The sequence below is a fragment of the Pseudomonas sp. PGPR40 genome, from assembly GCF_022014505.1.
Classification (GTDB): Bacteria; Pseudomonadota; Gammaproteobacteria; order Pseudomonadales; family Pseudomonadaceae; genus Aquipseudomonas.
In genome coordinates this window covers 116289-139769 of the sequence record NZ_JAKLSP010000006.1, presented here as the reverse complement: position 1 = coordinate 139769, position 23481 = coordinate 116289, and the positions used below count along the sequence as shown (strand labels likewise).

At 57.6% G+C, this 23481-nt stretch carries 26 protein-coding genes and 1 pseudogene; 7 read left to right on the top strand and 20 right to left on the bottom strand.

The window, feature by feature from the left end:
• Window positions 1-94 precede the first annotated feature (94 nt).
• On the bottom strand, window positions 95-436 hold the full coding sequence (locus tag MEB48_RS07785; protein WP_237883386.1) for a hypothetical protein: 342 nt from the start codon (window positions 434-436) through the stop codon (window positions 95-97).
• 148 nt (window positions 437-584) lie between these two features.
• On the opposite strand from MEB48_RS07785, the gene MEB48_RS07780 reads away from it, so the two are divergent.
• Both MEB48_RS07780 and MEB48_RS07775 read left to right on the top strand, forming a co-directional pair.
• Entirely contained in the window at window positions 585-1064 is a 480-nt protein-coding gene (locus tag MEB48_RS07780; RefSeq protein ID WP_237883384.1) for a VOC family protein, read from the top strand.
• 118 nt (window positions 1065-1182) lie between these two features.
• Window positions 1183-1923: a Mut7-C ubiquitin/RNAse domain-containing protein gene (locus tag MEB48_RS07775; RefSeq protein WP_237883382.1), complete on the top strand. Its 741-nt coding sequence runs from the start codon at window positions 1183-1185 to the stop codon at window positions 1921-1923.
• 66 nt (window positions 1924-1989) lie between these two features.
• Here MEB48_RS07775 and MEB48_RS07770 read toward each other — a convergent pair whose 3' ends face one another.
• Window positions 1990-2448, bottom strand: a complete 459-nt coding sequence (locus MEB48_RS07770; protein ID WP_237883380.1) for a winged helix-turn-helix transcriptional regulator — start codon at window positions 2446-2448, stop codon at window positions 1990-1992.
• Between the two features lie 115 nt (window positions 2449-2563).
• On the opposite strand from MEB48_RS07770, the gene MEB48_RS07765 reads away from it, so the two are divergent.
• Window positions 2564-3847 (top strand): MFS transporter, encoded by a 1284-nt coding sequence (locus tag MEB48_RS07765; protein WP_237883378.1) that lies wholly within the window; start codon window positions 2564-2566, stop codon window positions 3845-3847.
• Between the two features lie 22 nt (window positions 3848-3869).
• Here MEB48_RS07765 and MEB48_RS07760 read toward each other — a convergent pair whose 3' ends face one another.
• The 4 genes from MEB48_RS07760 to MEB48_RS07745 form a co-directional block, all read right to left on the bottom strand.
• On the bottom strand, window positions 3870-4565 hold the full coding sequence (locus MEB48_RS07760) for a tRNA (adenine(22)-N(1))-methyltransferase (protein ID WP_330932698.1): 696 nt from the start codon (window positions 4563-4565) through the stop codon (window positions 3870-3872).
• Between the two features lie 78 nt (window positions 4566-4643).
• The gene (locus MEB48_RS07755) at window positions 4644-6359 is read right to left on the bottom strand and encodes an amidase (protein ID WP_237883376.1); all 1716 of its coding nucleotides are present in this window, start codon (window positions 6357-6359) and stop codon (window positions 4644-4646) included.
• Between the two features lie 445 nt (window positions 6360-6804).
• Window positions 6805-8706: a potassium transporter Kup gene (locus MEB48_RS07750; protein ID WP_237883374.1), complete on the bottom strand. Its 1902-nt coding sequence runs from the start codon at window positions 8704-8706 to the stop codon at window positions 6805-6807.
• A 188-nt stretch (window positions 8707-8894) separates the two neighbouring features.
• Window positions 8895-9515 (bottom strand): cell wall hydrolase, encoded by a 621-nt coding sequence (locus MEB48_RS07745; RefSeq protein WP_237883372.1) that lies wholly within the window; start codon window positions 9513-9515, stop codon window positions 8895-8897.
• Between the two features lie 179 nt (window positions 9516-9694).
• Between MEB48_RS07745 and MEB48_RS07740 the strand changes: the two genes are divergently transcribed.
• Window positions 9695-10546, top strand: a complete 852-nt coding sequence (locus MEB48_RS07740) for a CAP domain-containing protein (RefSeq protein WP_237883370.1) — start codon at window positions 9695-9697, stop codon at window positions 10544-10546.
• Between the two features lie 35 nt (window positions 10547-10581).
• Window positions 10582-11940 (top strand): chromate efflux transporter, encoded by a 1359-nt coding sequence (gene chrA / locus MEB48_RS07735; RefSeq protein WP_237883368.1) that lies wholly within the window; start codon window positions 10582-10584, stop codon window positions 11938-11940.
• A gap of 12 nt (window positions 11941-11952) precedes the next feature.
• Here chrA and MEB48_RS07730 read toward each other — a convergent pair whose 3' ends face one another.
• The 8 genes and pseudogenes from MEB48_RS07730 to MEB48_RS07695 form a co-directional block, all read right to left on the bottom strand.
• Window positions 11953-12351, bottom strand: coding sequence for a DUF5329 domain-containing protein (locus MEB48_RS07730; RefSeq protein ID WP_237883366.1), 399 nt, complete (start codon window positions 12349-12351; stop codon window positions 11953-11955).
• A 73-nt stretch (window positions 12352-12424) separates the two neighbouring features.
• Complete coding sequence (locus MEB48_RS07725; RefSeq protein ID WP_095053364.1) at window positions 12425-12655, bottom strand: hypothetical protein; 231 nt, start codon at window positions 12653-12655, stop codon at window positions 12425-12427.
• Window positions 12656-12784: 129 nt separating this feature from the next.
• Window positions 12785-13021, bottom strand: coding sequence for a hypothetical protein (locus MEB48_RS07720; protein WP_237883365.1), 237 nt, complete (start codon window positions 13019-13021; stop codon window positions 12785-12787).
• Window positions 13022-13082: 61 nt separating this feature from the next.
• Window positions 13083-13439, bottom strand: a pseudogene (locus MEB48_RS07715) (DeoR/GlpR family DNA-binding transcription regulator); the annotation flags it as partial.
• 461 nt (window positions 13440-13900) lie between these two features.
• Complete coding sequence (locus tag MEB48_RS07710) at window positions 13901-14323, bottom strand: HD domain-containing protein (RefSeq protein WP_237883363.1); 423 nt, start codon at window positions 14321-14323, stop codon at window positions 13901-13903.
• Between the two features lie 221 nt (window positions 14324-14544).
• A complete protein-coding gene (locus MEB48_RS07705; protein ID WP_237883361.1) occupies window positions 14545-15210 on the bottom strand; it encodes a hypothetical protein in 666 nt (221 codons plus the stop codon).
• 121 nt (window positions 15211-15331) lie between these two features.
• On the bottom strand, window positions 15332-15592 hold the full coding sequence (locus MEB48_RS29335) for a DUF2798 domain-containing protein (RefSeq protein WP_442969067.1): 261 nt from the start codon (window positions 15590-15592) through the stop codon (window positions 15332-15334).
• 57 nt (window positions 15593-15649) lie between these two features.
• On the bottom strand, window positions 15650-16372 hold the full coding sequence (locus tag MEB48_RS07695; protein WP_237883358.1) for a cysteine hydrolase: 723 nt from the start codon (window positions 16370-16372) through the stop codon (window positions 15650-15652).
• 153 nt (window positions 16373-16525) lie between these two features.
• On the opposite strand from MEB48_RS07695, the gene MEB48_RS07690 reads away from it, so the two are divergent.
• Both MEB48_RS07690 and MEB48_RS07685 read left to right on the top strand, forming a co-directional pair.
• Window positions 16526-17395: a helix-turn-helix transcriptional regulator gene (locus MEB48_RS07690; protein WP_237883356.1), complete on the top strand. Its 870-nt coding sequence runs from the start codon at window positions 16526-16528 to the stop codon at window positions 17393-17395.
• A 541-nt stretch (window positions 17396-17936) separates the two neighbouring features.
• Window positions 17937-18221: a fructose-bisphosphate aldolase gene (locus MEB48_RS07685; protein WP_237883354.1), complete on the top strand. Its 285-nt coding sequence runs from the start codon at window positions 17937-17939 to the stop codon at window positions 18219-18221.
• A gap of 61 nt (window positions 18222-18282) precedes the next feature.
• Here the strand turns inward: MEB48_RS07685 and MEB48_RS07680 are convergent, their stop codons facing one another.
• The 6 genes from MEB48_RS07680 to MEB48_RS07655 all read right to left on the bottom strand — a co-directional run bounded on the left by MEB48_RS07680 (window position 18283) and on the right by MEB48_RS07655 (window position 23190).
• Window positions 18283-18591 (bottom strand): addiction module antidote protein, encoded by a 309-nt coding sequence (locus MEB48_RS07680; RefSeq protein ID WP_095053372.1) that lies wholly within the window; start codon window positions 18589-18591, stop codon window positions 18283-18285.
• Window positions 18592-18593: 2 nt separating this feature from the next.
• Window positions 18594-18887 carry a type II toxin-antitoxin system RelE/ParE family toxin gene (locus tag MEB48_RS07675; RefSeq protein WP_201060167.1) on the bottom strand — a complete coding sequence of 98 codons (294 nt, stop codon included), beginning with the start codon at window positions 18885-18887 and terminating at the stop codon, window positions 18594-18596.
• A 158-nt stretch (window positions 18888-19045) separates the two neighbouring features.
• Entirely contained in the window at window positions 19046-20806 is a 1761-nt protein-coding gene (locus MEB48_RS07670; RefSeq protein WP_237883352.1) for an isocyanide synthase family protein, read from the bottom strand.
• Window positions 20807-20833: 27 nt separating this feature from the next.
• Entirely contained in the window at window positions 20834-21550 is a 717-nt protein-coding gene (locus MEB48_RS07665) for an HAD family hydrolase (protein ID WP_442969068.1), read from the bottom strand.
• The gene (locus MEB48_RS07660; RefSeq protein WP_237883348.1) at window positions 21550-22545 is read right to left on the bottom strand and encodes an isocyanide synthase family protein; all 996 of its coding nucleotides are present in this window, start codon (window positions 22543-22545) and stop codon (window positions 21550-21552) included. Before MEB48_RS07660 ends, MEB48_RS07665 begins: the two co-directional genes overlap by 1 nt.
• A 177-nt stretch (window positions 22546-22722) precedes the next feature.
• Window positions 22723-23190, bottom strand: coding sequence for a GNAT family N-acetyltransferase (locus MEB48_RS07655; protein WP_237883346.1), 468 nt, complete (start codon window positions 23188-23190; stop codon window positions 22723-22725).
• Window positions 23191-23481: the final 291 nt, after the last annotated feature.

The following is a 23481-nucleotide window of genomic DNA, read 5'->3' as shown; positions in this document are numbered from 1 at the left end:
ACGATTCCTGTGATCATCCACTGCACGCGTCAAAGACATGCGCGCAGCCAGTCCACCCCGCTAATGCGGAATGAGGCTCAATGTGGGACAGGAATCAAACGCGAGGCGGTCGCCATACCCCGGACGGGGTCTGTACGGGTAGGGATTCACTGGAGCAGGAAAGCACGACGGGGCTGAATACGGTTACAGGAGGCTTGAGGATCGAGACTTGCAGCATGCCGCCAGTCTTGCATTCCTGGCCCGGCTTGCAGGGTTTGCCATGCTCTGTCGGGCTTTTCATGTCGTTGCAGCAGTCCATTTCCATGTCGTCCATCATCGCCATGCTCATCGTCTTCATTGGGCAAGGTTCTGTCTGTGCCTGAACGCCCGCCATCCCGCTGATAGGAAGCGCCAAGCTGATCATGAAGATGATGCAAAACCGCAGATAGCGTTTCATGGGCTGCAGTGTAGTCGCTGAAATGGGCTCTTACAATTGAATGCATGTTCTCAATGGCCTGCCGCCAGCCCTGATTCAGGCTGCCAAAATAGTCCGGTTGCCTGCGCTGCTAGAATGCACGTATCAGTCCCAATTCTGGAGAACCAAGATGATCAGCAAGAACACGATTTGTCTCTGGTACGACGGCACCGTGCTGGACGCTGCGAAGTTCTACGCCGAAACATTCCCGGACAGCGTTGTGGGAGCTATTCTTCGTGCGCCTGGCGACTATCCGGCGGGCAAACAGGGCGATGTCTTGACGGTCGAGTTCACGGTGATGGGCATCCCTTGTCTTGGACTGAATGGGGGCTCAACGTTCAAGCACAACGAAGCTTTCTCGTTCCAGGTCGCGACCGACGATCAAGCCGAAACGGACCGCTTTTGGAATGCGATTGTCGGAAATGGCGGCCAGGAAAGTGCATGCGGTTGGTGCAAGGACAAATGGGGGCTGTCATGGCAGATCACACCGCGCGTGCTGACAGCCGCGATAAACAGTCCTGATCGAGCGGCGGCCAAGCGCGCGTTCGACGCCATGATGGGGATGACAAAGATCGACATCGCTGCGATCGAAGCGGCTTTGAAGGGTTAGTGCTTGGCAAGGTTGAGGAGCTGGTCAGGCGACATCACTGTTGACTGTACTGCCGCCTTCGCGAGCAAGCTCGCTCCTACAACCTCGCTGATCCTGCAGCCCTGCCATACTGTTCAACATGACCCGTGCAACCTTCCGCTTCTACGAGGAGCTCAACGATTTCCTGCCGGCCGAACGGCGGCGGCAGTCCTTCACCTGCGAGTGCGCGCGAGGGGCGACGGTCAAGCACATGATCGAGGCGCTCGGCATACCGCACACCGAGGTCGAGCTGGTGCTGCTCAACGGCGAGTCGGTGGGTTTCGAGCGGGTGATCCTGGACAGTGACCGGCTGGCGGTGTATCCCAAGTTCGAAGCGCTGGACATCAGCCCGCTGCTCAAGGTTCGTGCGCAACCTTTACGGGTGCTGCGTTTCGTCGCTGATGCACACCTTGGCGGGCTGGCCAATCTGCTGCGCATGAGTGGCTTCGACACCCTCTACGACAATGGCTTCGAGGATGGCGAGATCGCCGAGATCGCTGCGCAGCAAGGACGCATCGTGCTAACCCGCGACCGCGAACTGCTCAAGCGGCGGATCATCAGTCACGGCTGTTATGTGCATGCCCTGAAACCGTCGCTGCAGCTGCGCGAATTGTATGAGCGCCTCGACCTGGCGCGTAGCGCACGGCCATTCAGCCTGTGCCTTCATTGCAACCTGCCGCTGCACGAGATCAGCCCGGAGCTGGCCCGACAGCAGGTGCCGCCACGCGTTGGCGTCCTCTATTCGCACTTCCTGCGCTGCGATGCCTGCCAACGGGTTTACTGGGAGGGTTCGCACTGGCGCAGTATGTGCGCATTGCTGGCACCTCTGCTGAATCGATAGCCGAATGCGTCGGGCGCCGGCTGCGTTGCCTGGGATAACGGGCCTTGAGATAAGCCTGCTGTCGATTCACGACTTGTCGGCAACAAGTCTCACTCTGTGGCAGTCAGACGGTCCAAGTTTTTGACCGCTTGATGAGCGAACATCAATCGGCATCAGCACCTGTCTGGACTCGTTGTCCAACAGCACAGAACGCGTCTCTCCCGGCTCGAACAGGAAACGTTCGCCCCACTGCCTCATGCTGACCACAACCGGAAAGATCTCCCGTCCTTTGTTCGTAAGCACGTACTCCTTGTAGGCGCTTCCATCTGATGCCGGTCGAACGTCGAATACACCGACCTCGACCAAGGTTTTCAGGCGCGATGCCAGAATATTTTTGGCCACGCCCAAGCTCTTTTGAAATTCACTGAATCGGCGAATGTCGTCAAATGCGTCGCGGATGATCATCAGCGACCAGCGATCGCCAATGGCCTCCAGTGTTCTTGCTACCGGGCATTCGCCGCTTTGTGGTGAAGCACCTTCGACCATCGTATTTACCTCCTGACCAAGTCTGTCGATCAATCCGGTTGCAATTTGAAACCTTGCTCGATAACAATCGCAACCAGTTTTTAATTGAAACCAGTTTAACGCCATGGAGGCGTGTATGACAGCAGATGCCGACTCAGCCACCCAACCTTTCTCCAGGCAGCCTTCGGGATTGCCGCATACGGATACCAGAGAAAGCAGCAGAACCGACCGGACTGCGGGACTTTCTCCGTCGCTCACATTATTGTTTTCCGTCACCTGCGCACTTGCAGTCGCCAATGTTTACTTTGCCCAACCCTTGCTGGCCTCAATGGCGCAAAGCCTGGGCGTCGCCTCGGGATTGATCGGGGTCGTGGTGACGGCCACTCAGGTGGGGTATGCGCTGGGGTTACTGTTCATCGTGCCGCTGGGCGACCGGGTGAACCGCAAACGGCTGATTATCACTCAAGTGGTGCTGTCTGCGATTGCGCTGGCGGCCGTTGGCGCATCGCAGCAATGGCTGGCCCTGCTGGGAGCCATGATCATGATGGGCTTACTGGCAGTGGTCGCGCAGGTGCTTGTGGCCTATGCCGCCGTGCTGGCAACGCCATCACAACGTGGGCAGGCCGTGGGGACAGTCACCAGCGGCATTGTCCTGGGTATTCTGCTGGCACGGTTTACCTCTGGGCTGATCGCAGATCTCGCGGGCTGGCGCGCCGTTTATTTCGTTTCCTCGGGATTGATGCTGACTGTCGCGGCGGTGTTCTGGAAAGTGGTTCCTGCCGCAGTGTCACCACGCACTCAACACTCCTACCCAGCGCTCATCCGGTCGCTGTTCAAGCTGTTCATGACCGAACCGGTTTTGCGGATCAGGGGCCTGCTGGCCTTACTGATCTTTGCCGCCTTTTCCGTGCTATGGACAGCTATGGTGCTGCCGTTGAGCGCTCCGCCTCTGACGCTTTCACACACGGCCATCGGCATGTTTGGCTTGGCCGGCGTCGCCGGAGCCCTTGCTGCAAGAAGAGCCGGTCGCTGGGCCGACCAGGGTTTGGGACAACGAGTGACCGGCATTTCGCTGGGACTCCTGACGCTTTCCTGGTTGCTCATCACTTTTGCCGAGACGTCCCTGATCGCGCTGGTTTGCGGCGTGGTTTTGCTCGACTTCGCGGTGCAAGCGGTACACGTCACCAACCAGAGCCTCATTTTTGCTGCACGACCCGATGCCCAAAGTCGCATGGTCGGCGCATATATGTGCTTCTACTCGGTCGGTAGCGCGCTGGGGGCGGCAGCCGCGACCCAGGTTTATGCGCTCTGGGGCTGGATGGCAGTCAGCCTGCTGGGCGCCTTGCTCAGTGCTACAGCTTTGGCGCTGTGGTTTTTTACCAGTCATTTCTCGAGTACTACTCAAGGAAGATCAGCATGAAAGCCGGGCATCAGGACCGGGCTCAAGCCAGCAGCTCGGTAATCCACCGGGCCTGCCGGGCGATGTCTTGCACCTTCTCCTCGGGTACGGCCTGCCGCGCCCGGGCGAAGTTGGCCAACGTCTTGTGCTTTTCGCGCAGCATGCGCTGCCATTTGCTCAGGAACGCCGGGCTGCGTGCCTGCATCTGCAGCGGGCCGAAGTACAGCTCCTCGGCGCTGTACATCACCGGCCCGGCACTCTCGGCGACGATGATTTCGTAGTAGAAACGGTTTTCCCGCAGCACTTCCTCACACAGGATGCGGTAGCCATTTTCCATCAGCCAGTGACGCAGGGGTTGTTCGCCGCCGTTGGGCTGCAGGATCAGCCGCTCCTGGCCGCTCAGACGCGCCTTGCCGCTGTCGAGGATGTCGCGGATCGTCTCGCCGCCCATGCCGCAGATGCTGATCGCTGTGATCCCGTCTCCCGGCTCGATCGCCGCCAGGCCACTGGCCAGGCGCACGGTGATCCGGCGAGTCAGGCCGTTGTCGCGCACGGTGCGTTCGGCCGAGCGAAACGGCGTCAATGCCACCTCGCCGGCCACCGCCGCCGCGATGGCGCCACGGCGCATCAACGCCACCGGCAGGTAGCCGTGATCCGAGCCGATATCGGCCAGGCACGCATCCGCTGGCACATGCGCCGCTACGCGCTCCAGGCGCATGGACAATGTCTGTTCGTTCAACTGCAATTCCTTTTCACCACGAAGTCCAGCACCCTTGGCCGGGTCAGGGCGAGATTCTGAGCCCCAACCCCGCCGTTTCTATTTTTGGCCACCGGACAATGGTGGGGTTCGCGGCGGGATCAATCGCTTCGTCCCCGTCGACTCAAACGCCGAAGCCAAGCGCAGCAGTGTGGAATCGTCATAGGCTCGACCGGCAAAGGTCAGCCCGACGGGCATGCCGATGTCCGGCATGATGCCCATCGGCACTGTGACCGTGGGCACACCCAAGTGGCGGATGGCGAGGTTGCCGTTGGCGACCCAGACACCGTTACTCCATGCGATATCCGCCGACTTCGGATCGATATCGGCATTCGCCGGCCCAACGTCGGCCACCGTCGGGAAGATCACCGCGTCGAGCCCCAATCGATCCATCCAGTCCTCAAGGTCGATTCGGCGCGTCTGTTCAAGGCCGCGTAGTCCGTCAGGCACCGTGCTGATCTGATCCCAAGGGGTGATGCCGCGTTCGGCCATTCGCACATACTCATCCATGCCAGCGGCAAGATCGCCCTCGCGGTTGGGCAGCGTTCCCGGATCGTGCGGGAAAATCAGCGGTCCGTTCACATCGACCAGGCGATTGAGTTTTGGATCGCCGTTGGCCCGCAGAAAATCGTCGAACGCCCAGGCCGTCAGATCCCACAACTCATGGTGAAGGAACTCTTTGGAAACCAGGCCGCGGTTAAACACGGTCGGTGCACCAGGACGATCGCCTTCGCAATTGGAGACCAGCGGGAAATCGACCTCGATCACTTCGGCACCAAAGGCTTCGAGTGCCTTGCGAGCCTGTTCCCAGAGCCCGATCACCGAGGGGCGGGTGTTGATTCGCTGGCCCGTCGGGCCACCGATGCCAGGCGCATCGCTGGTGCCTGCCTCGGGATCCGCGTTGATGTACATACGAGGAACGCCGAAGCGTTTTCCGGCGAGGGCATCGGGATTTGCGGCAAGCGACCCATAGGACGCGGGACGCACCGAGGCGACACTCGGAATGGGCACCCAGGGTTGCATCCGCCACAGATCGCCTCGTGTGTCGGGATCCTCCGCCACGACTACGTCGAGCACTTCGAGCAGGTCTGCCATCGTTCTGGCAAACGGTACGACAACGTCCATGGTCGGCGTCAACGGCCAGTTCCCGCGCACCGAGATCACGCCGCGCGAAGGCGTATAAGCACACAAACCATTGTTCGAGGCAGGCCCCCGGCCGCTCGACCAGGTTTCCTCGGCGAGGCCGAATGCCGCGAAACTGGCGGCGGTTGCAGTACCGGCGCCGTTCGATGAGCCCGATGCGAAGGGGGCGGTGAGATAATCCGCGTTGTACGGGCTCTCCGCACGGCCATAAACCCCGCGCTGCATGCCGCCGTTAGCCATGGGCGGCATATTGGTTTTGCCCAGGCAAATCGCGCCAGCGGCACGAAGCCGTTCGATGGTGAACGCATCGCGATAAGCAATCAGGTTCGCGAAAGCGGGACTTCCAGAGGCTGCGGTAAGCCCCTTCACCAGATAACTGTCTTTCGCCGTATAAGGAATGCCATCGAGCGGACCCAGCGTCTGGCCCTTGGCCCGACGGGCATCGGACGCCTGCGCTTCCTTGAGCGCATCGGGGTTGCGAACCACCACCGCGTTGAGGGCGGTGGGCGTGTCAGGGCCGTCGTAGGCGTCGATTCTGGCGAGATAGGCCTGGACCAACTCAACCGCCGTCGTCCGGCCCGATGCGAGCGCAGCACGCAGTTGGGCAATGGAAACCTCGGTGACTTCGATCATGCTGTTACCGCCGGCTGCTGATGGGTGACTGGCTCTTGGGCTCAAGGACATCACTTATCTCAAAATGGGTTTTCATATCGGTTCTCGTTGCGCTGCATCAGCGCGATCGATTATTCACAATACGTGCTTAACATCTTTACTTCAGGGCGCTTGATGCAGGATCTGCGATCAATACGCTGTGAGGACGTTATACTCGTGATTTTGCATAAAATTGAGAAAGAGCGCACGCCATGAACAGCGCTGGAGCGCTAGGCACCCTGAAGGTTCACATGTAAGAACTCGATAAACCGCTGGGTTTAATGACAACACTGCAGAGTTAAAAACATCCAGGCCATTAAACGCAGAACCTGTGGGAGCGGGCTTGCTCACGAAAGCGGTGTATCAGGCAACGGTGATGTCGACTGACACTCCCTCTTCGCGAGCAAGCCCGCTTGGATTATGCCGTCTACATCTCAACCTGCGTGCCCAGCTCTATCACGCGATTGAGCGGCAACTTGAAGTATTTGAGGTTGCTGTTGGCGTTCTTCAGCAAAAACGCGAACAGGGTTTCGCGCCAACGGGCCATGCCGATACGCTTGGTCGGGATGACCGTCTCCCGGCTGAGGAAGTAAGTGGTGCGCATCGGGCTGAAATCCAGTTCTTTCAAATGGCACAGGCTCAACGCCAGAGGTACATCGGGCTCCTCGATAAAACCAAAGTGCAAACTCACCCGAAAGAACCCTTCACCATACGCCTCGACCTCGAATCGCCGATCCGCCGCCACCCGCGGGCTGTCTTCAGACACCACGGTGAGTAACACGACCTGTTCGTGCAGCACCTGGTTATGCAACAGATTGTGCAAAAGCGCATGAGGGACGGCATCAGACCTGGCTGTCAGAAATACCGCTGTGCCCTGCACACGATGAGGTGGTTGCGAGCCGATGCTGCTGATGAACAACGGCAGTGGCAGCGTGGTTTCGTCCAGTCGCTCGACAATGATCTTTCGACCCCGTTTCCAGGTGGTCATCAAAATGAACAGGGCAATACCCGCAATGACCGGGAACGCACCGCCCTGGAAAATCTTCGGTGCGTTGGCGGCAAAGTACAGGCTGTCCACAATGAGAAAACCCAACAGCATTGGAATCGCCAACCAACGAGGTGTTTTCCAAAGCAGCAAGACGACGGCCGAGGACAAAATGGTCGTAATCAGCATGGTCCCCGTCACCGCCACGCCATAGGCCGCCGCCAGGGCGCTGGACGATTCAAAGCCGATGACCAACAACACAACGCCGACCATCAGCGCCCAGTTCACCATGCCGATGTAAATCTGCCCCTGTTCCTGACTGGAGGTGTGCTGAATGAACATACGCGGCACGTAACCCAGTTGAATGGCCTGGCGAGTCAGTGAGAACGCCCCGGAAATTACCGCTTGGGAGGCGATGATGGTGGCCAGGGTCGAGAGCGCAACCATCGGCAGCAACGCCCAGTCAGGTGCCAATAGATAGAACGGATTACGTACCGCCTCCGGGTTTCCGAGTATCAGCGCGCCTTGACCAAAATAGTTGAGTAACAAACCGGGGAGCACCAGGATGAACCAGGCACGAGCAATGGGTTTGCGGCCAAAATGGCCCATGTCGGCATACAGTGCTTCAGCACCGGTCAATGCCAACACAACGGCGCCCAGAATGGCGACACCGATGCCCGGATGAACCACGAAAAATTGCACCGCCCACGCAGGATTCAGCGCTTGCAGAACTTCCGGCCGTTGCAAGATGCCATAAATGCCGAGTGTGCCTAGCACCACAAACCACAGCACCATGACCGGGCCGAACAGGATGCCGATACGCGCCGTGCCATGTTTCTGTATCAGGAAAAGTGCCACCAGGACGACAAGGGACAACGGCACCACCCAATGCTCGATGCCATCGAACGCAAGCTGTAGCCCTTCAACCGCAGAGAGCACCGAGATGGCTGGGGTGATCATGCTGTCGCCGTAAAAAAGTGCCGCGCCAAACAAGCCAAGCAATACCAGGACCCTGCTCATTTTGGGAAACGGCGCGGCGGCCCGACGCGCCAGTGCCGTCAAGGCCATGATCCCACCCTCGCCCTGGTTGTCGGCGCGAAGGATAAACAATACGTACTTGATCGAGACGACCCAGATCAGTGACCAGAAGATCAACGACAGAACGCCCAGTACACCGTCGTGATTGGCCTGAACTCCGTAGTGACCGGCGAACACTTCCTTGAGGGTGTAAAGCGGACTGGTGCCGATATCCCCATAAACCACGCCCACCGCGGCGATGAGCAAACCCACGCCTGATGTTTTGGAGTGGGACTCTTCATGGGCAAGGATTGTTGTTTCGCTCACGGATAGCTTCTCTGAAACGGAGGAAAAGGAACTGACCTCAAATCAACCGGAGGACGAAGGATCGCAGGCATTATTGATGATCAAAAAACGCGGTAAGTATCATCGTGGGGAAGAATATCCACCGTAAAAAAACCGTAAAATCCTACCGGCAGCACTCCCTCCTTCTATGCTCATCAAGCGATTCGCACCTACTGCGCCTTCCCGCCCCGAGGCTTGTAGAAGAGAAACTTCCGGGTCTCGGCCGTCTTGATGTATTTCTTCGCCCAGGCGGGCTTTACCGTTCTGTCGTGGAAATACAAAGCACCATGGGTGCGGTCCGTGAGTTGCTTGTTGAGGGCCTTGCGCGCGATTTCCTTGGCGAGGGCATATTCGTCGTCTTCCTTGACCTGATCCGCACGTCCGTCGCACCACCACGAAAACTGGCAGGAACGCGTTTCAGAACCTTGCTTGACTACGGCACACACCGTATCGGGAAAACCCTCGTGGCCGAGCCGGTTCATGACCACGTTGGCGACGGCTTCCATGTCGGCACCTGCCACACCTTTGGCTTCCCAATAAATACTGCGGGCCATGCAAGTGATTGCATCGTCCAGAGGGGCTGCGCCTGCCGGATCGACCGCCTGCGCTTCGGAGGGGCTGATGACTGCGGCCTTGGGCACCGGAACTTCGCTGCCCTTCTCTGCCGCTTTCTCTTCCAGGACCTGCGCCTTGTCCTCAGCCACTTCCTGTTTTTGCTCCTGGTCAGCCGCCAATAGCTGTCCACACAGAAGGATGATTGCGAAGCAGGTGGCTACCCATTTTAATCGCATGATCGATCCTTCCGATGACACTTGGCTTGAGCAATGAAACGACGATGTTGTGGCCTGACCTGCTGTGATTGTAGTCGTCGCCAATCATTCCAGTCGCCTGGCAATAAACGCAAAAAGGCATTGCCTCGGGAGGGGTGAAATCGCGCATCATGGGCGCAGTCCGATCAAGGGAGATTTTCATGCGCAGCCTGTCATCCGTTTTGCATCTTGGCGTGTTGTCATTCGCGCTGGTGTTCAACGTCGCCGCGTCGGCGGTCGAAGAAACGCAACTGGTCGAATCGATCAACGTTTACCGCAGTCAGGTGCAGCGTTGCGGCGGCCAGGCGTCATCGGAGCTGCCACCGCTGGCGAGCGATCCACGTCTGGTCCTGTCCGCCAACAGCATCGGCGACTTGCAACAGGCACTGGCCCGCGCGGCTTATCCGATGGTCAATGTGCAGGCGATCAGCTTGTCCGGCCCGCGTGATGCGCCATCCGCCATGAAGGCAATTCAGGAGAGCTTCTGCCAGGTGGTGCTGGACCCGCAATTCGTCGACATCGGCGTCAGCCGCGATGGCCGTGAATGGCGCATCGTGCTGGCGCGTCCGCTGTTGACCGGGCGTCTGGGCGACTGGCAGGCGGAGGGACAAAAACTGCTTGAAGCGATGAACAGCGCCCGCGCTCAGACACGCCAGTGCGGCACCCAAGCCTTTGGCGCCACGACGCCACTGGCGTGGAACGCCACGCTGGGCTCCGCCGCCGAGACCCACAGCCGGGCCATGGCCAACAATAACTATTTCGATCACAAGGACCGCGATGGCCGTACACCGGGTGATCGGGCTGAATTGGCGGGTTACGCCGGTCAGCAGGTCGGTGAAAACATCGCCGCCGGGCAAGACACCGTGCGCAAGGTGGTCGATGGCTGGCTGGCCAGCCCGGGACATTGCGCCAACCTGATGAACCCACAATTTCGCGAGCTGGGTGCGGCCTATGCGGTGGACCCGAAGAGTGACGCGGGAATCTATTGGACAGCGATGTTCGGGACGCCTTGAAGGCCTGAATCGCCCGTTGAAAAGGGAATGGTCATTTGAATAAAAACCCCTCTTCGACCGTCGAACAGGACCTGTCGAAGCCTGAGTCGATCAGCCTGCGAGAAGCCTTCCTGTTCTGGCTGAAGCTCGGCTTCATCAGTTTCGGCGGGCCGGCCGGACAGATCTCGATCATGCACCAGGAATTGGTGGAGCGCCGACGCTGGATCTCGGAACGGCGTTTTCTGCATGCCCTCAACTACTGCATGTTGCTGCCCGGGCCGGAGGCTCAGCAATTGGCGACCTATATCGGTTGGCTGATGCACCGCACGTGGGGCGGCCTGATCGCCGGCGCGCTGTTTGTGCTGCCCTCGCTGTTCATCCTGATCGGGTTGTCCTGGGTGTACATCGCCTTTGGCGAAGTGCCGGCGGTGGCTGGTCTTTTTTATGGGATCAAGCCTGCCGTGACCGCCATTGTGGTGCAGGCGGCCCACCGGATCGGCTCGCGGGCGTTGAAGAATAATTGGTTGTGGGGGATCGCCGCGGCGTCATTCACGGCCATCTTCGTGTTCAATGTGCCGTTCCCGTTGATTGTGCTGGGCGCCGCGATCATCGGTTATATCGGCGGACGTCTGGCACCTGAAAGGTTCAGGACCGGGGGCCACGGCGCGGCGAAAAAATCCTTCGGCCCGGCCTTGATCGACGACGACACCCCGCCTCCCGAACACGCCCGTTTCAGCCGTTTTAAATTGCTGCGTCTGTTGCTGGTGGGCGCTGTTTTGTGGGCATTGCCGATGGGGATGCTCACCGCACTGTTCGGCTGGGACGGCACCCTCACCCAGATGGCCTGGTTCTTTACCAAAGCGGCGTTGCTGACGTTCGGCGGCGCGTATGCCGTGCTGCCCTATGTGTATCAGGGCGCTGTCGGTCACTATGGCTGGCTGACACCCACGCAGATGATCGATGGTCTGGCGCTCGGCGAAACCACCCCCGGGCCGCTGATCATGGTGGTGGCCTTCGTCGGTTTTGTCGGTGCCTATGTTCAGCAGGTATTCGGCCCCGATCAAGTGTTCCTGGCCGGCGCCCTCGCTGCCACGCTGGTGACCTGGTTCACCTTCCTGCCTTCGTTTCTGTTCATCCTCGCCGGCGGCCCGTTGGTGGAGTCGACGCACAACGAACTCAGGCTCACCGCGCCGCTGACCGCGATTACCGCGGCGGTGGTCGGCGTGATTCTTAATCTGGCGTGTTTCTTCGGCTACCACGTGCTCTGGCCCAACGGCTTCAGCGGCCAACTCGACTGGCCTTCGGCGCTGATCGCCATTGCAGCGGCCATTGCCTTGTTCCGCTTCAAGCGGGGTGTGATCGAGGTGCTGATAGGGTGTGGGCTGATTGGGTTGGCGGTGCATCTACTGCGCTAGCCCATCAAGACATCATTGGCCTTGCCGTAGCCTCTGTAGCTCAGTCTTCAGCCAGAGGCTGGCGGATTGTACGCCTGCCGGACAACGCACTTCATAGGCGCGGCCACTCATACTGCTTTGGCTGGCCGCCAGATCGATGAAGTCCTCTGCGCTGTTTATCTTGTTCCGGTCTTCAAGATACTTCAGCTTCTTCTGCAGATGTACCCGAGCCTCAGCGCCCGGGTATTCGCTTCCATTACGCACAAACCGGCACTCACTGTGCTCGACAAAGTCCAGCAAGCTGTTTATTTCCTGAGTGGCTTGAGGTGGGGTTTGCGCCTGGGCATCGAGCACTATGGCGGTCAGGCCGATACCTGCCGCGATCAGCCAATGGCTGAGGCGCCGAGCGAAACGTCCAGACAAAATTCCCATGGTGATACCTCACATGACTGACGGCAGATCAGAGCGGCAGTGCCCTGCGCTCTGAAGGCTGACGGGCCCAATATCAATCGTCGTCGCGGTCGTCCCGATCGCGGTAACGACGGCGATCATCACGACGGTCGTAATCGCGGTCATACCTTCGATCATCACGGTAATCATAGCCTCGGTCATGGTCGCGACGGTATTCACGGCGGTGATCCCGATCGTACCTGTCGTCATCTTCCCAGTGAGGAAAGCAGCCTCCCAACAGGAGAGTGCTTGCAATGGCCAGGGTCATTATCGCGGTGCGCTTCATTTGAAACATCCTAAAAGCAAAGGTCAGAGCTGCGGGGATGAGTTGACGCTATCCACGAATTCAATCGCGGTGCGTGCAAACCGCAGATACGACCTTCCAGATGCTTAATGATTCAGTTATCGCCAGGTCTTACAGCGTTCTTTGGCTGTTACCGATGGTTTTGGCTTTTTCGATGCCCCACTCCATCGCGGCTTCCATGTCCAGCAGGTGCGGTGACGGGTGGTTGTCCTCAACGATGACAGAGCCGTCCGGCCGGTAAACACCAATGAACATCTTCAACGAGCCGTCTCTCAATATCTCGGCTTTTACCTCGATGCTGCATCCGTTCGACAGTGTTTCCGAGTGGATCATATGGCGCTCAGTCATGGCTGTATTCCTCCCGTGGTTGCTATCAGCGTAACCCATGCAGCGCTGACCGCGATGACGCTCAAGCGTCCACTTGCACTACCTCGATCCCCAGTTTTTGATAATCCTCGACATTGCCCGAGGCCACGTGACGTTCGGTGATCAGCGTATGCACACGGTTGCAAGGCGCGACAACGAAGGGCTCCACCGCTCCCAGTTTGTCCGCAGTGGTGACGGCGATCACGTGGGAAGCGCTGGCAAGCATCGCCTGCTTCACCGGCACCTCATCGAAATGAAGTGAGCTGATGCCGACTTCGGGATGAATGGCCGTGATTGCGAGGTCAGCGGGCAGCGAGCGCGCGATCTGCAGCGTGGTGCTGCCGGAATCGAAAATCACGATCTGGCCGTTTTTGATGTAGCCGAACGCAGGCTGCGCCAGCGGCTACAAAGGGCGTCGTGGTTAAAATGGTTTCACCGACTCGCAAACAGGAAAAAGCCCGCACAAGGCGGGCTTTGGAAATCGATGTAGGTGGCCAGCGCTGGTCTCTGGCTTACAAGGTTTATCGGGCCTCTCACAGAACAGGATTTTTAGCTTTAGGCTGTTCTGCCTCACACGGCATAAGGGCTGGATCTCAGCGCGGAGATCTTTCTAACCGTGTACCCTTGGGAGCGCGCCCCACGCTTCCTCGCTATCCCTTTGCGCATCAGTCTGCGTCTTCACCTACAGTTTCAGAATAGCAAATCGTACGACGCCTGGGTCGGGCTTTTTAGACCGATTCTCTTCAAGGAGGATGACAAGTAAATGGAAAAATACTAATGACACTTTCGCTCTTTTAACCCTGATGCCCGTCCATCTCTGAATGATTGAAACTCGCGCCTGCAGCGCGGTGCCAAACTTCATTACGAACGCAACACCCCTATCGCCCGCCGATACTTCTCAACACGCTCCAGATCCTCCCAGGACGGCTGGGTAATCCGCGACAAGTCGCTGTTCTCTTCCAGATCCGCCAGTTTCACCACCCGCCCGATCGGGTTCTGCGCGGCGCGCTCGACAAACTCCTCGTAGGACTCGCCCGGCACCTTGGTCACCGAGGCAATCGCCATCAGCACCGTTTCGCTAAAGCCTTCTTTGCGTAGATCGTCGAAGCTGATGCCACAGTCCTCGACCACGTCATGCAACACCGCGACGATGCGCTCTTCCAGCGTGTTCACCCGCAGCATGACTCTCAGCGGATGCAGGATGTAAGGCGCGCCGCCCTTGTCCACCTGCCCTTCATGCGCTGCGGCGGCGATGGCAATGGCGCGTTCCAGTGTCTGGGTCATGGGATTTTCCTCGGGTTAAACGCCGTAACGGCTGGTGAAATGAATGTTGCGACGCCCCCCCTACGCGCAATGACCTGACCAGCGACCGGCTGCACACGACCCCATTGCGGGCATTCATAAAAGCCGCTGGACAAGAAAAACGTTGTCCACCCTACAATGCCAGGATGCATCAGTAGAGTGAAAAATCCGCTTGGCGGTTTTCCACCATCCGGATATCCAGGCTACCTGGCCGTATTGCAATTACCTTGATAAGGCACGATGCGGTCAGCGGCATCGAAGTCGAAAATAGAGCGCCAGGGCTCGACGTCTTTATAGATGACCAGTTTGCCCATGTTAATTGGATCGGCTCGGCTAGGACCGGCGCCAATAAGGGCTTGATCATCAGTGGTGCTGGGGTTGCTGTCGCGATCAAAGAGCAAAAATCCCAGCGAACTCTCGCCCTTGTATGCTTCGCGCCTAGGGCGTTGCATCCGATATATCGACGCCTTTTTTCCTTCTTCCGCAAATTTCGGAATGACCTTCTTTGGATTGCCGTGCGGGAAAACTGTATTTCCATTTACGTAGGCTTGACGCAATTGATCACTGCCATCGTAATCGAACGAGATATTCCACCGCCAAATGTAGTAATGGCATAAATCAATATCGTAGATATATTTCTCGACGCTAGAATCATTCGTCTTGACCTTTTGCGTCGCGCGCCCCTCTTCTACGAAAATTTTTCGGACATTTTCGCGAGAAGATCCAAGTGGTGTTTTTGATCTGATCAGAGATGACATGTCATCGAGCGTTGCCGCTGACTCAAAGGAGAATGTTGATTCAGCGTTGGCCACCCTAACGCCACATAAAACAAGAAATAGCGCGAAACTGGCAGCATGAGTTTTCCTCATAGCAACTCCGGCATGCGATGTAGCAGGAAAAAATGACAAAAAAAAGGATAGATGCATTTCTACCCCTGTGCCTGTTTCTGGCCGAGGCTGAATTGCCACTCCCTGCCGGAGATGACCTCAATCAGCGTCGCTCATTCAGGCGAGCTTCTTGGGGTTCATCTTGCACCACAAAGGACGTCAACCGTCTTATCAGTGGTGTCGCCAGTAATACGAATGGCACGATGGTCAACCAGGCCACCCACCAGGCTCTGAATCCATACGAAAGTAACTGGCTGGCCGAAAGAGTCGATGGACTGGCGATGGCCGTTGCAATAGCACAGGTGATTGCGGATTGGATCACCGCAGAAGCCTGCTGACGATATCGCCGATGGAGCTTGGGCATTTCCGGCACTCCTGAACGGCTGCGTCGCGAGTAGCGAGCAGCCGGCTTATATGGGCCTTACTTGGCTTGGAGCAACTCAACAGTCTGCGCAGTCGTCAACAGCGCATTGGCGATGTAGCGGAAGTTGATCAGAGCGGCCAGGTAACCGTCCCCTTCAGGAGTAGTTGGACCTGCGGTGGCGTCACGAACCACGGCCACTTCAAACCCAAGCTCCAGCAGTTCACGCAGGTGCGACTCAACGCAGAGGTTCGCCGCCATGCCCGCCAGGATGATTTGCGACACGCCATGCTTGCGCAGTTGCAGTGCAAGATCATTGGTTTCCGGGCCATATACCTTGTGCGGCGAGGCGATGATGGTTTTGCCATCGAGGATGTATTGCTTGAACTCAGGCATAAAGTCGGCACCGGAGTTTTCGAAGCCATCGAGGCTCAACGGTCCTTTGCGATCAAACATGCAGATGTTGTGCATGACCTTTTCCAACGGCCCGCCGAAATGCCACTCGTGGTCGCACGGATAGTAGTAGTGCGGGGAGACGGCAACCGTGATGCCGGCGCTCTTGGCGGCGGCGAACAATTGGCCGAGGTGGTTGACGACATCATGCTCGACGATGCTTTTACCAAATACGCCCCAGCTCACGCCCTCAGGGCTGAGGAAGTCGATTTGCGGGTCGATGACGACCAGAGCGGCGCGAGAAAGATCAATTTTCATCCCTGGATTTGGCAGCGCAGGAGCTGCCGGGTCTGCATACTGGGGTGCAAGGCGAGTAGTCTCATTGCTCATGACATTTGACTCCGATCGTCGATAAGAAAAGTTGCTCTGTGCCATGGCGCCCCAAGGGGTCGTTGTTTACCATCGGCGAGAACTTCATCCTATCTCCACGTCCTGATCCGGTTTTGTCAGCGCGTACAGAGTCTTTATCCGGTCGTCCCTATCATGGATATCCTGTCCGAATTCTTCGAACGCACGAACCTTCAGGGCAGGCTTTTCTTCTCTGGTCGGATCGACGGCACGCTTGTCCTCGATAAACCCCCAGGCATGGCGTTCATCCATGTCATCAGTCAGGGCAATATCGACTTGGTTCAGCCTGGGTTGCCGAAAATATCAATCGCAGAACCCAGTGTGTTGTTCTGTCCGAGCAGCTGCCGTTACCAGTTACGCTCCAATACGGTTGAGGGCGCGGAGTTGATCTGCGCCTCCTTTCAATTCGGGCGCAACACCCTGCAACCCTTCCCTCTCGGACTCAAAGAAACACTGATCTTCCCATTCAGGGAGCTGGAAAATCTCAGCCCGGTGATTGGCGCGTTACTTGCCGAATTTCAGGATCAAGGTGCAGGAAGAACCAAAGCGCTGAACTTGCTGCTTGAATACATTTTTGTCCTGATCGTGCGCCGCGCCGTGGCAGATGGAAAGATATACAGTGGTTTGCTTTATGCCCTGCAGGATGGCCGCCTCGGCGCGGTGTTCAACAGCATTCATTCAGTGCCGGATGCGCGCTGGAGCGTCGAGAAACTGGCGAGCCTGGCGAACATGTCCAGGTCGAAATTTTCAGCCTGCTTCACCCAGATAATGGGGATATCGCCCATGGGGTATGTCACCGCCTGGAGAATGAAGGTGGCTCAGGACATGCTTCGCGATGGTGTTCAGATCAAGGTGATTGCCGAGTCGGTTGGCTACAGCTCGCAGGCGTCTTTCTCGAAAAGCTTTCTGAACGTGATGGGTTGCCCGCCAGCTGAATGGCTGAAACGTGATGCCAATGCAGAAGAACCGTTGGTGACCGCGCACGTGCGATCCGCACAGGATTAGTCAGAAGCAAGCACCCTCACCACCGAAAATCCCACGAGTGATCGTTCGGTAAAGAAGCGGCCGGGATTTTGAAGTCTGCAAATCCTGTAGGAATCCTCTCATTGTGGTGAGGGGGCTTGCCCCCGTTGGGCAGCGAAGCAGCCCCAAACGCTACTAGCCGGTTTCCTCAGACACACCGCAGTACCCGGTTTTACGACGGCTACGCCGCCGAACGGGGCGATGCGGCGTTCCGACAAGCCCCCCACAATGACCGTGCACGGTCCTACACCCCGGTTGCAGCTATCAAAATCGCTGCCTAGAGTGGGTCTGTCGCTGACATCAGTTGGCGATAGGGTTTCGCAGCCCTTAAGATTGACACCTTGTTCCGTCAGGCACGGCCGACTCCCGGCTGCGTATCGTTTTATGGCGGTTGTGCGTGGGAGACCTTCGGGTCTGCCGGGTCTTGGTGTTAATCCTCCGGTCTGCGAACCCGCGCATAGCTGCCACCCATTTTGTTTCGCAGCAAAACGGTGGCGATTCTACTTTTATTAGGATTAACACCATGACGACTCAAAAACCGCTTCGCCACTACTCCCCAATGTCCCACCTCGCCACCGAGCACCCCGTCCTCCTCATCGACGCCGACGCCCCACTGCGCGAACTCCACAACTGCCTCAGCGAACGCCTCAACGCCGTCCTCAAATACCTCAACCTCATGGCCTGCACCAGCCTCCCCGACTACGCCGAGCACGACATCAACACCGTCACCAACATCGCCCGGATCATGGTCCAGGATGTGAGCGATGTGTTTCGGGTGATTGAGCAGCGTGGTTTTGATAGGCCGTAAAATCAAAAAGGTGGCAGATCCATTTGTTTAAATAGATCTGTCACCTTTTTCGAGGTCGCGCTCAGACAATCGAGTGATTTGCCGCATGTCCCGGTTGTGCGCAGAGATCAATGCCAAGGGCATGGATGACCTTTAGAACCGTATCAAAACGTGGTTTCGCGCCTGGCGCGAAAGCCTTGTACAGGCTTTCGCGGCCCATTCCGGAATCCTTGGCAATTTGTGTCATGCCACGGGCCTTTACCACGTAGCCAATAGCACGAAGAAATTCTTCGTTGTCGCCGTCTGCCAGTACCTGAGAGAGGTACTCGCTGATGGCTTCGTCGCTGTCGAGTAGTGCCGCCATGTCGAAGGTAGTCAACGTGTGGCCCATTTTTAAACCTCCCTTGCCAATTTTTTCGCCCGTCGGATATCGGTGTTTTGCGAAGACTTGTCACCACCGGCCAGCAAAACGATGACTGCGCCATTTCTCATAGTGAAGTAAACCCGATAGCCAGCGCCGACATCCACGCGCATTTCGGAGACACCATCACCTACCGGCTTGATATCGCCTAGATTACCCGCAGAGGCACGGTCAATGCGACGAGCGATTGCAACCTTGGCCCGCAAGTCGCGAATCGAGGCATGCCATGCCACGAAGATTGTGGTTTGCTGAACAAGATAATTCATTGCTCGACTGTATCCATGTGAATACAGACGAGCAGTCAGGCCATTCTCTGGTCTAGTGTGTTTTTTCCCTGAATCGTGTAGACAGCATGACGAAACGGTTACTGATGATTCGAGACTTCTCGCAAGCCCTATCTCCAGGGCCCGCAAGACAACACCAATCAGTAAACCTGCACCCGCCACAACTCCCGTGACGAAGATCCCGCCGACATCGGCAACCGCCCATGCAGCGTCCGATAGTTATCAATCAGCACCAAATCCCCCTCACTCCATTGATGGGCAATCATGCACTCCGGGTCATAAACCAGCGCATTGACCTGTTCCAGCAATGCCTGCTGCGCCTGCTCATCATGATCCTGCACAGATTGACTAAGCGTCTGCAGTGTCGAATCAGTGCCCTCTTGATAACGCAGGATAAGTTCGCCGCTGCGGGGGTGGTGATCCACCAGGCTGTACATGCGTGGCGAGCCGCCGAAGTAGGTCATTTTGGTGTAGTAGGTAATGCTCACCGACTGCCATTGTCGGGCGACTTGCTGCCCGACTTTGCGCAGTACGTTTCGGCTGTCGACGATGGTGGTCTGGCCCTCGCCCGGCTGCGGTGCGGTCTTGCAATACAGCATGAATTTGCTGGCGCAGAATTTCGGATTGCGCTGAACCTGTGCGTCGCTGTCGGGCAGCATGTTCAGGTCCCAGTGCAACGGTGTTTTCTCCAGCGAGTGCACCACGCCTTGGGGCTTGTCCGCGGGTTTGACCACGTGCACGGCGCCGAAGGCCCATTCGTACAGCGTGCCGAAGCGTTCGCAATCGCGCGCAAAGCTGTCCTGGTCGTCGAAGCGGCAGCCCTTGAGGCAGACGAAACCGAAAGTTTCCACCAGTGCTTCCAGCAAGCCGGTGGACAGTCGTTCGAAACCCAGCCCCAACGGGTCTCGCACCACCAGGCCAAAGAGCGGCAGCTTTTGCAGTTCGTACTCGAAGCCTTGGGCCTGTGGGTTTTCTGTTTGGTGGTAGAGCCACGGCCGCCCCTCATAGGTGACCAACACGTGCTGGTCGAGGTCGACTTGGGCTCGGGCGCGAAGGGTTTGGCTGCCGTCGAGGTTGCACACCGGCACGGCATGCCAGGGGCTGCCGACACGGGTCAGCCCTTCGGCCAGGCCGAAGGTGAATTTGGGTCCGGCATTGCTGTATTGATGGACCGACAAGCGAATGTCATCGCCGAAGAAGCGATCCACCGCCGCATTCAATGCCTGCCCTCGATACATCATTTGGTAGGCTTTGAAGTTGATCTGTTGCAGGTATTCGTCCTCGCTCTGCCCTTCTTCACGGCACAGGCGCAGGTCGTTGTAGAGGTGACTGCAGAGGTGGTCATGGGCCTGGCTAAGGGATTCATCGTGCCGGCTCTGCTCGATCAGATCCCCAAGGTTTTTCCAGGGTAGACGGGCTTGCTTGATCAGGCTGGCGCGAACCGATTCGGCACTTTGAGCCTGGGGGAACAGGTCTTCCATGCTGACCCACTGAATCGTATGGGTGGTGCACAGTTCACGCAAAGCCCGGTTGTAGGCGGCGCGAACGTCGTCGGCAACGCCAACGATGTCGTTGAAAGTCGTTCCGTCACTGAGGATCGACACCACACAACCCGGTGCGTGCAACGCGGCGATGGCTTGGCCGAGTTGGTCGAGGCGCTCGATGGCGATTACTTCGCCATAATCCGGCAGCACACCGAATGTCTGGTCAGTGGCGTTCGGCGACTTGCAGGGAAAGCCTGGCAGTACCAGGCGCACTGGCAGGCTCTGATCGAAGCAGTGTCCCAGGCGTAGGGCGAGATGCGCTCTGCCTTGTGCTTCGAAACAATCATCCGCGCCTTTGAGCAGATAACCCGCGAGCAAATCGCTGACAGCAGCGATCCATGAGTCTCTATGTTCCATAGAACAACTTCCTTGAGAATGTGTGTATCAATAGGATTTAACGGTATCGCCATGTTCGGTGAATGCATGCGCTGTTCCGCAGACTTGCTGCAGAATGCGCAGCAATCCGGCCGGCTGTTCGCAGCAGAAGTTCGGGGCCTGAGCCTGCAATGCCGGGGTCAGGCTATAGCCCCAAGTGACCGCCGCCGAGTACATGCCTGCAGCACGGGCGGTCTTCAGATCGATCTCGGTGTCACCGACGAACAAACAGCGTTGCGGATCAACCGATAATCGCCGGGCAGCTTCCCAGGCCACCTCCGGCTGAGGTTTGAGCGCCCTGCCCGCGCGATGCCCCAGAATCGTCCCGAAGGTATTCTGGGGAAGCAGCGCATCAGCTACTTGCCGGGCCATGCCTTCGGTCTTGTTGGTGACGATTGCCAGCGGCACTTGCAATTGGCGACAACCTTCGAGCAACGCAAGCACACCGTTGAAGGGCCGGGAAAATTGAACAATGTTATTTTGATACAGCGCCACATAGCGTTGGTGCAGGGCGACCGCATCGGCTATGCCAAACTGCGTGGCAACCTGCTCGATCATCGCCGTGACCCCACCGCCGATATAACCCCGCACTGTTTGCGCTGTCTGCGCCGGGCAACCGTGTTCGAGCAACACTTGGTTCAGGCACCAGGTGATGTCAGGCAAGGTGTCGACCAAGGTCCCGTCCAAATCGAAGAGTACGGCTTCGACCCGCAACCGAGACGCCATCATTGAGCACTGGCGTAGTGACAAGGACGCCCCTTGCGGAACACCAAGCGGTGGTAGCGCTCATCGACATTGCTGCGTTTTTCGAGGGTGACCACACCCCGTCGCTTGATGGCCACCGAATGCCAGGGCGTACGCCACAGGTCACTGGTTGGCACCAGTCGAATACCGATCTTCGTCGACACCGCCAATTGCGGGTGAATCGACAGGCGCAGGCAATGCGGGTAGCGCGCCTGTAACAGCGCACTCCAGGCCTCACTGCGCTGGATCACCCGCTGCGAGGCCGGCTTGGCGACTTTCTTCACCGCATTAAGGCTCATGCCGGCGAATACTTTGAGCCCCGAGTAATCCTCGGAAAGAAAGCGATGGATGCCGCAGTACATCAACATCATGTGCGGATCATCCTTGAAGCGCTGCTGCAACAAGACCAATGACTGGCCATGCTCGATCATCATTTCCTCACGCATGGCGTCCAGACAATCAAGCGGAGGATAGGCATCCCTGAGGTCGAAATGGGCGAACGTGCCGGGATAGTGCTGGTCGGCGTAGTCCTGGATAGCGTCGGTGTAGGCTTTGACGTCTGCATCGGGAACATGCACCAGGTCAGAGAACACATAGCCATCGGAGCAGATATGAATCAGCGCCCCCGGTGCATAGACCTCCTGAACCTCATTGCACAGGCGATGTAACTCGTCGATTGCATGATGTTCAGCAAGATCAGGTAGATGACTGAGGGTTTTCTTGCGGCTGGGCGACTTGCCGGGAAAGGCTGGCAAGACCATTTCGATCTGGCGTCCGCTCTCGACCGCTTGCATGACCTTGGTCAGATGGGGTTCCAGCACCTGCAACGAAAGTTCGTGATCCTGCCCTGGGGCAAGGCTACGACGTCGAAACAGGCATTCGAGGATTTGCTGGGCAATGTTCATGTGCGCGTTGTTCTGATGCTCGTGCACCATCTGACCGCACACCTGTTGAGCACCGGTGTTTGAACCTTGCATAGACAATCCCTTGTGAGGTGAATAACGGCCATTTTTTGGCCGTCAGCAGATATTCCTTACCTGCGGGCGGCTAAATTCCTACAAGTCGTGAGGGCTGTCAATCGTGGCAATCCGGAATATTGCGGGCTGCACGAGCTCCTCCGGGTCTGCCGTCGGTGAAGCTATCAATCCTGTCGCCTACAAAAGCCCTTTCACCATTGGCACACAAGCCAGCTGAAGCCCGGAGGGTGAGTGGTAAATAGCAGGTTTGTCACCAACAAAACCACAGCGCCGGTAAAAGTCAGCGGCGTTCAAAGTGGCATCCAGATTGACTTCCCTCAGCCCCAACTCCCGTGCCAGGCGTTCAAGGTAGTCCAAAACTTTCAAACCAATGCCTCGTTGCATAAAGCTCGGGAGGACAAAGATCGCGCCGATTTCGCTCCTCTCCAGATCAAGCATTTCTGTCGCCACCGGCTCACCTTGAATACAGCCCAGATAAAAGTGTTTATCCATCAGATCGCTATACCCGTCCTTGGCTGCTCCTGCCGTCCAGGCCAACATTTGCTCCGTGGTATAGGCGCCGATGCATTGGTGCCGTATCGCTTGAAGGCGAATGTCGAACGCTGTTTGGGCATCGCTGTGCGTGGCTCGTCTAATCTCGAACATTTCATTCTCCGTTAGCCATCGATAGACGGAGAACTAAAAAGCCCCGTCCATTTCTGGCGGGGCCTTGAGTAATTACGTCAAATTCTACGAACGCATGACCTCATGGCCCGCCAGAAGCGGTCATGTAGAAGCACATCATGTTCATGCGGCGTGTGTAGGTCATGGGCTGATAGTGTTTTGGATGATCCGGGTTGTCAATCGTGGAGCGGAATGATCAGGAACAGTACCCGGATTTACGACTGCTTCGCAGCCGAACGCAGCCTTCGGCAGCTGCTACAGGTTTGATATTCA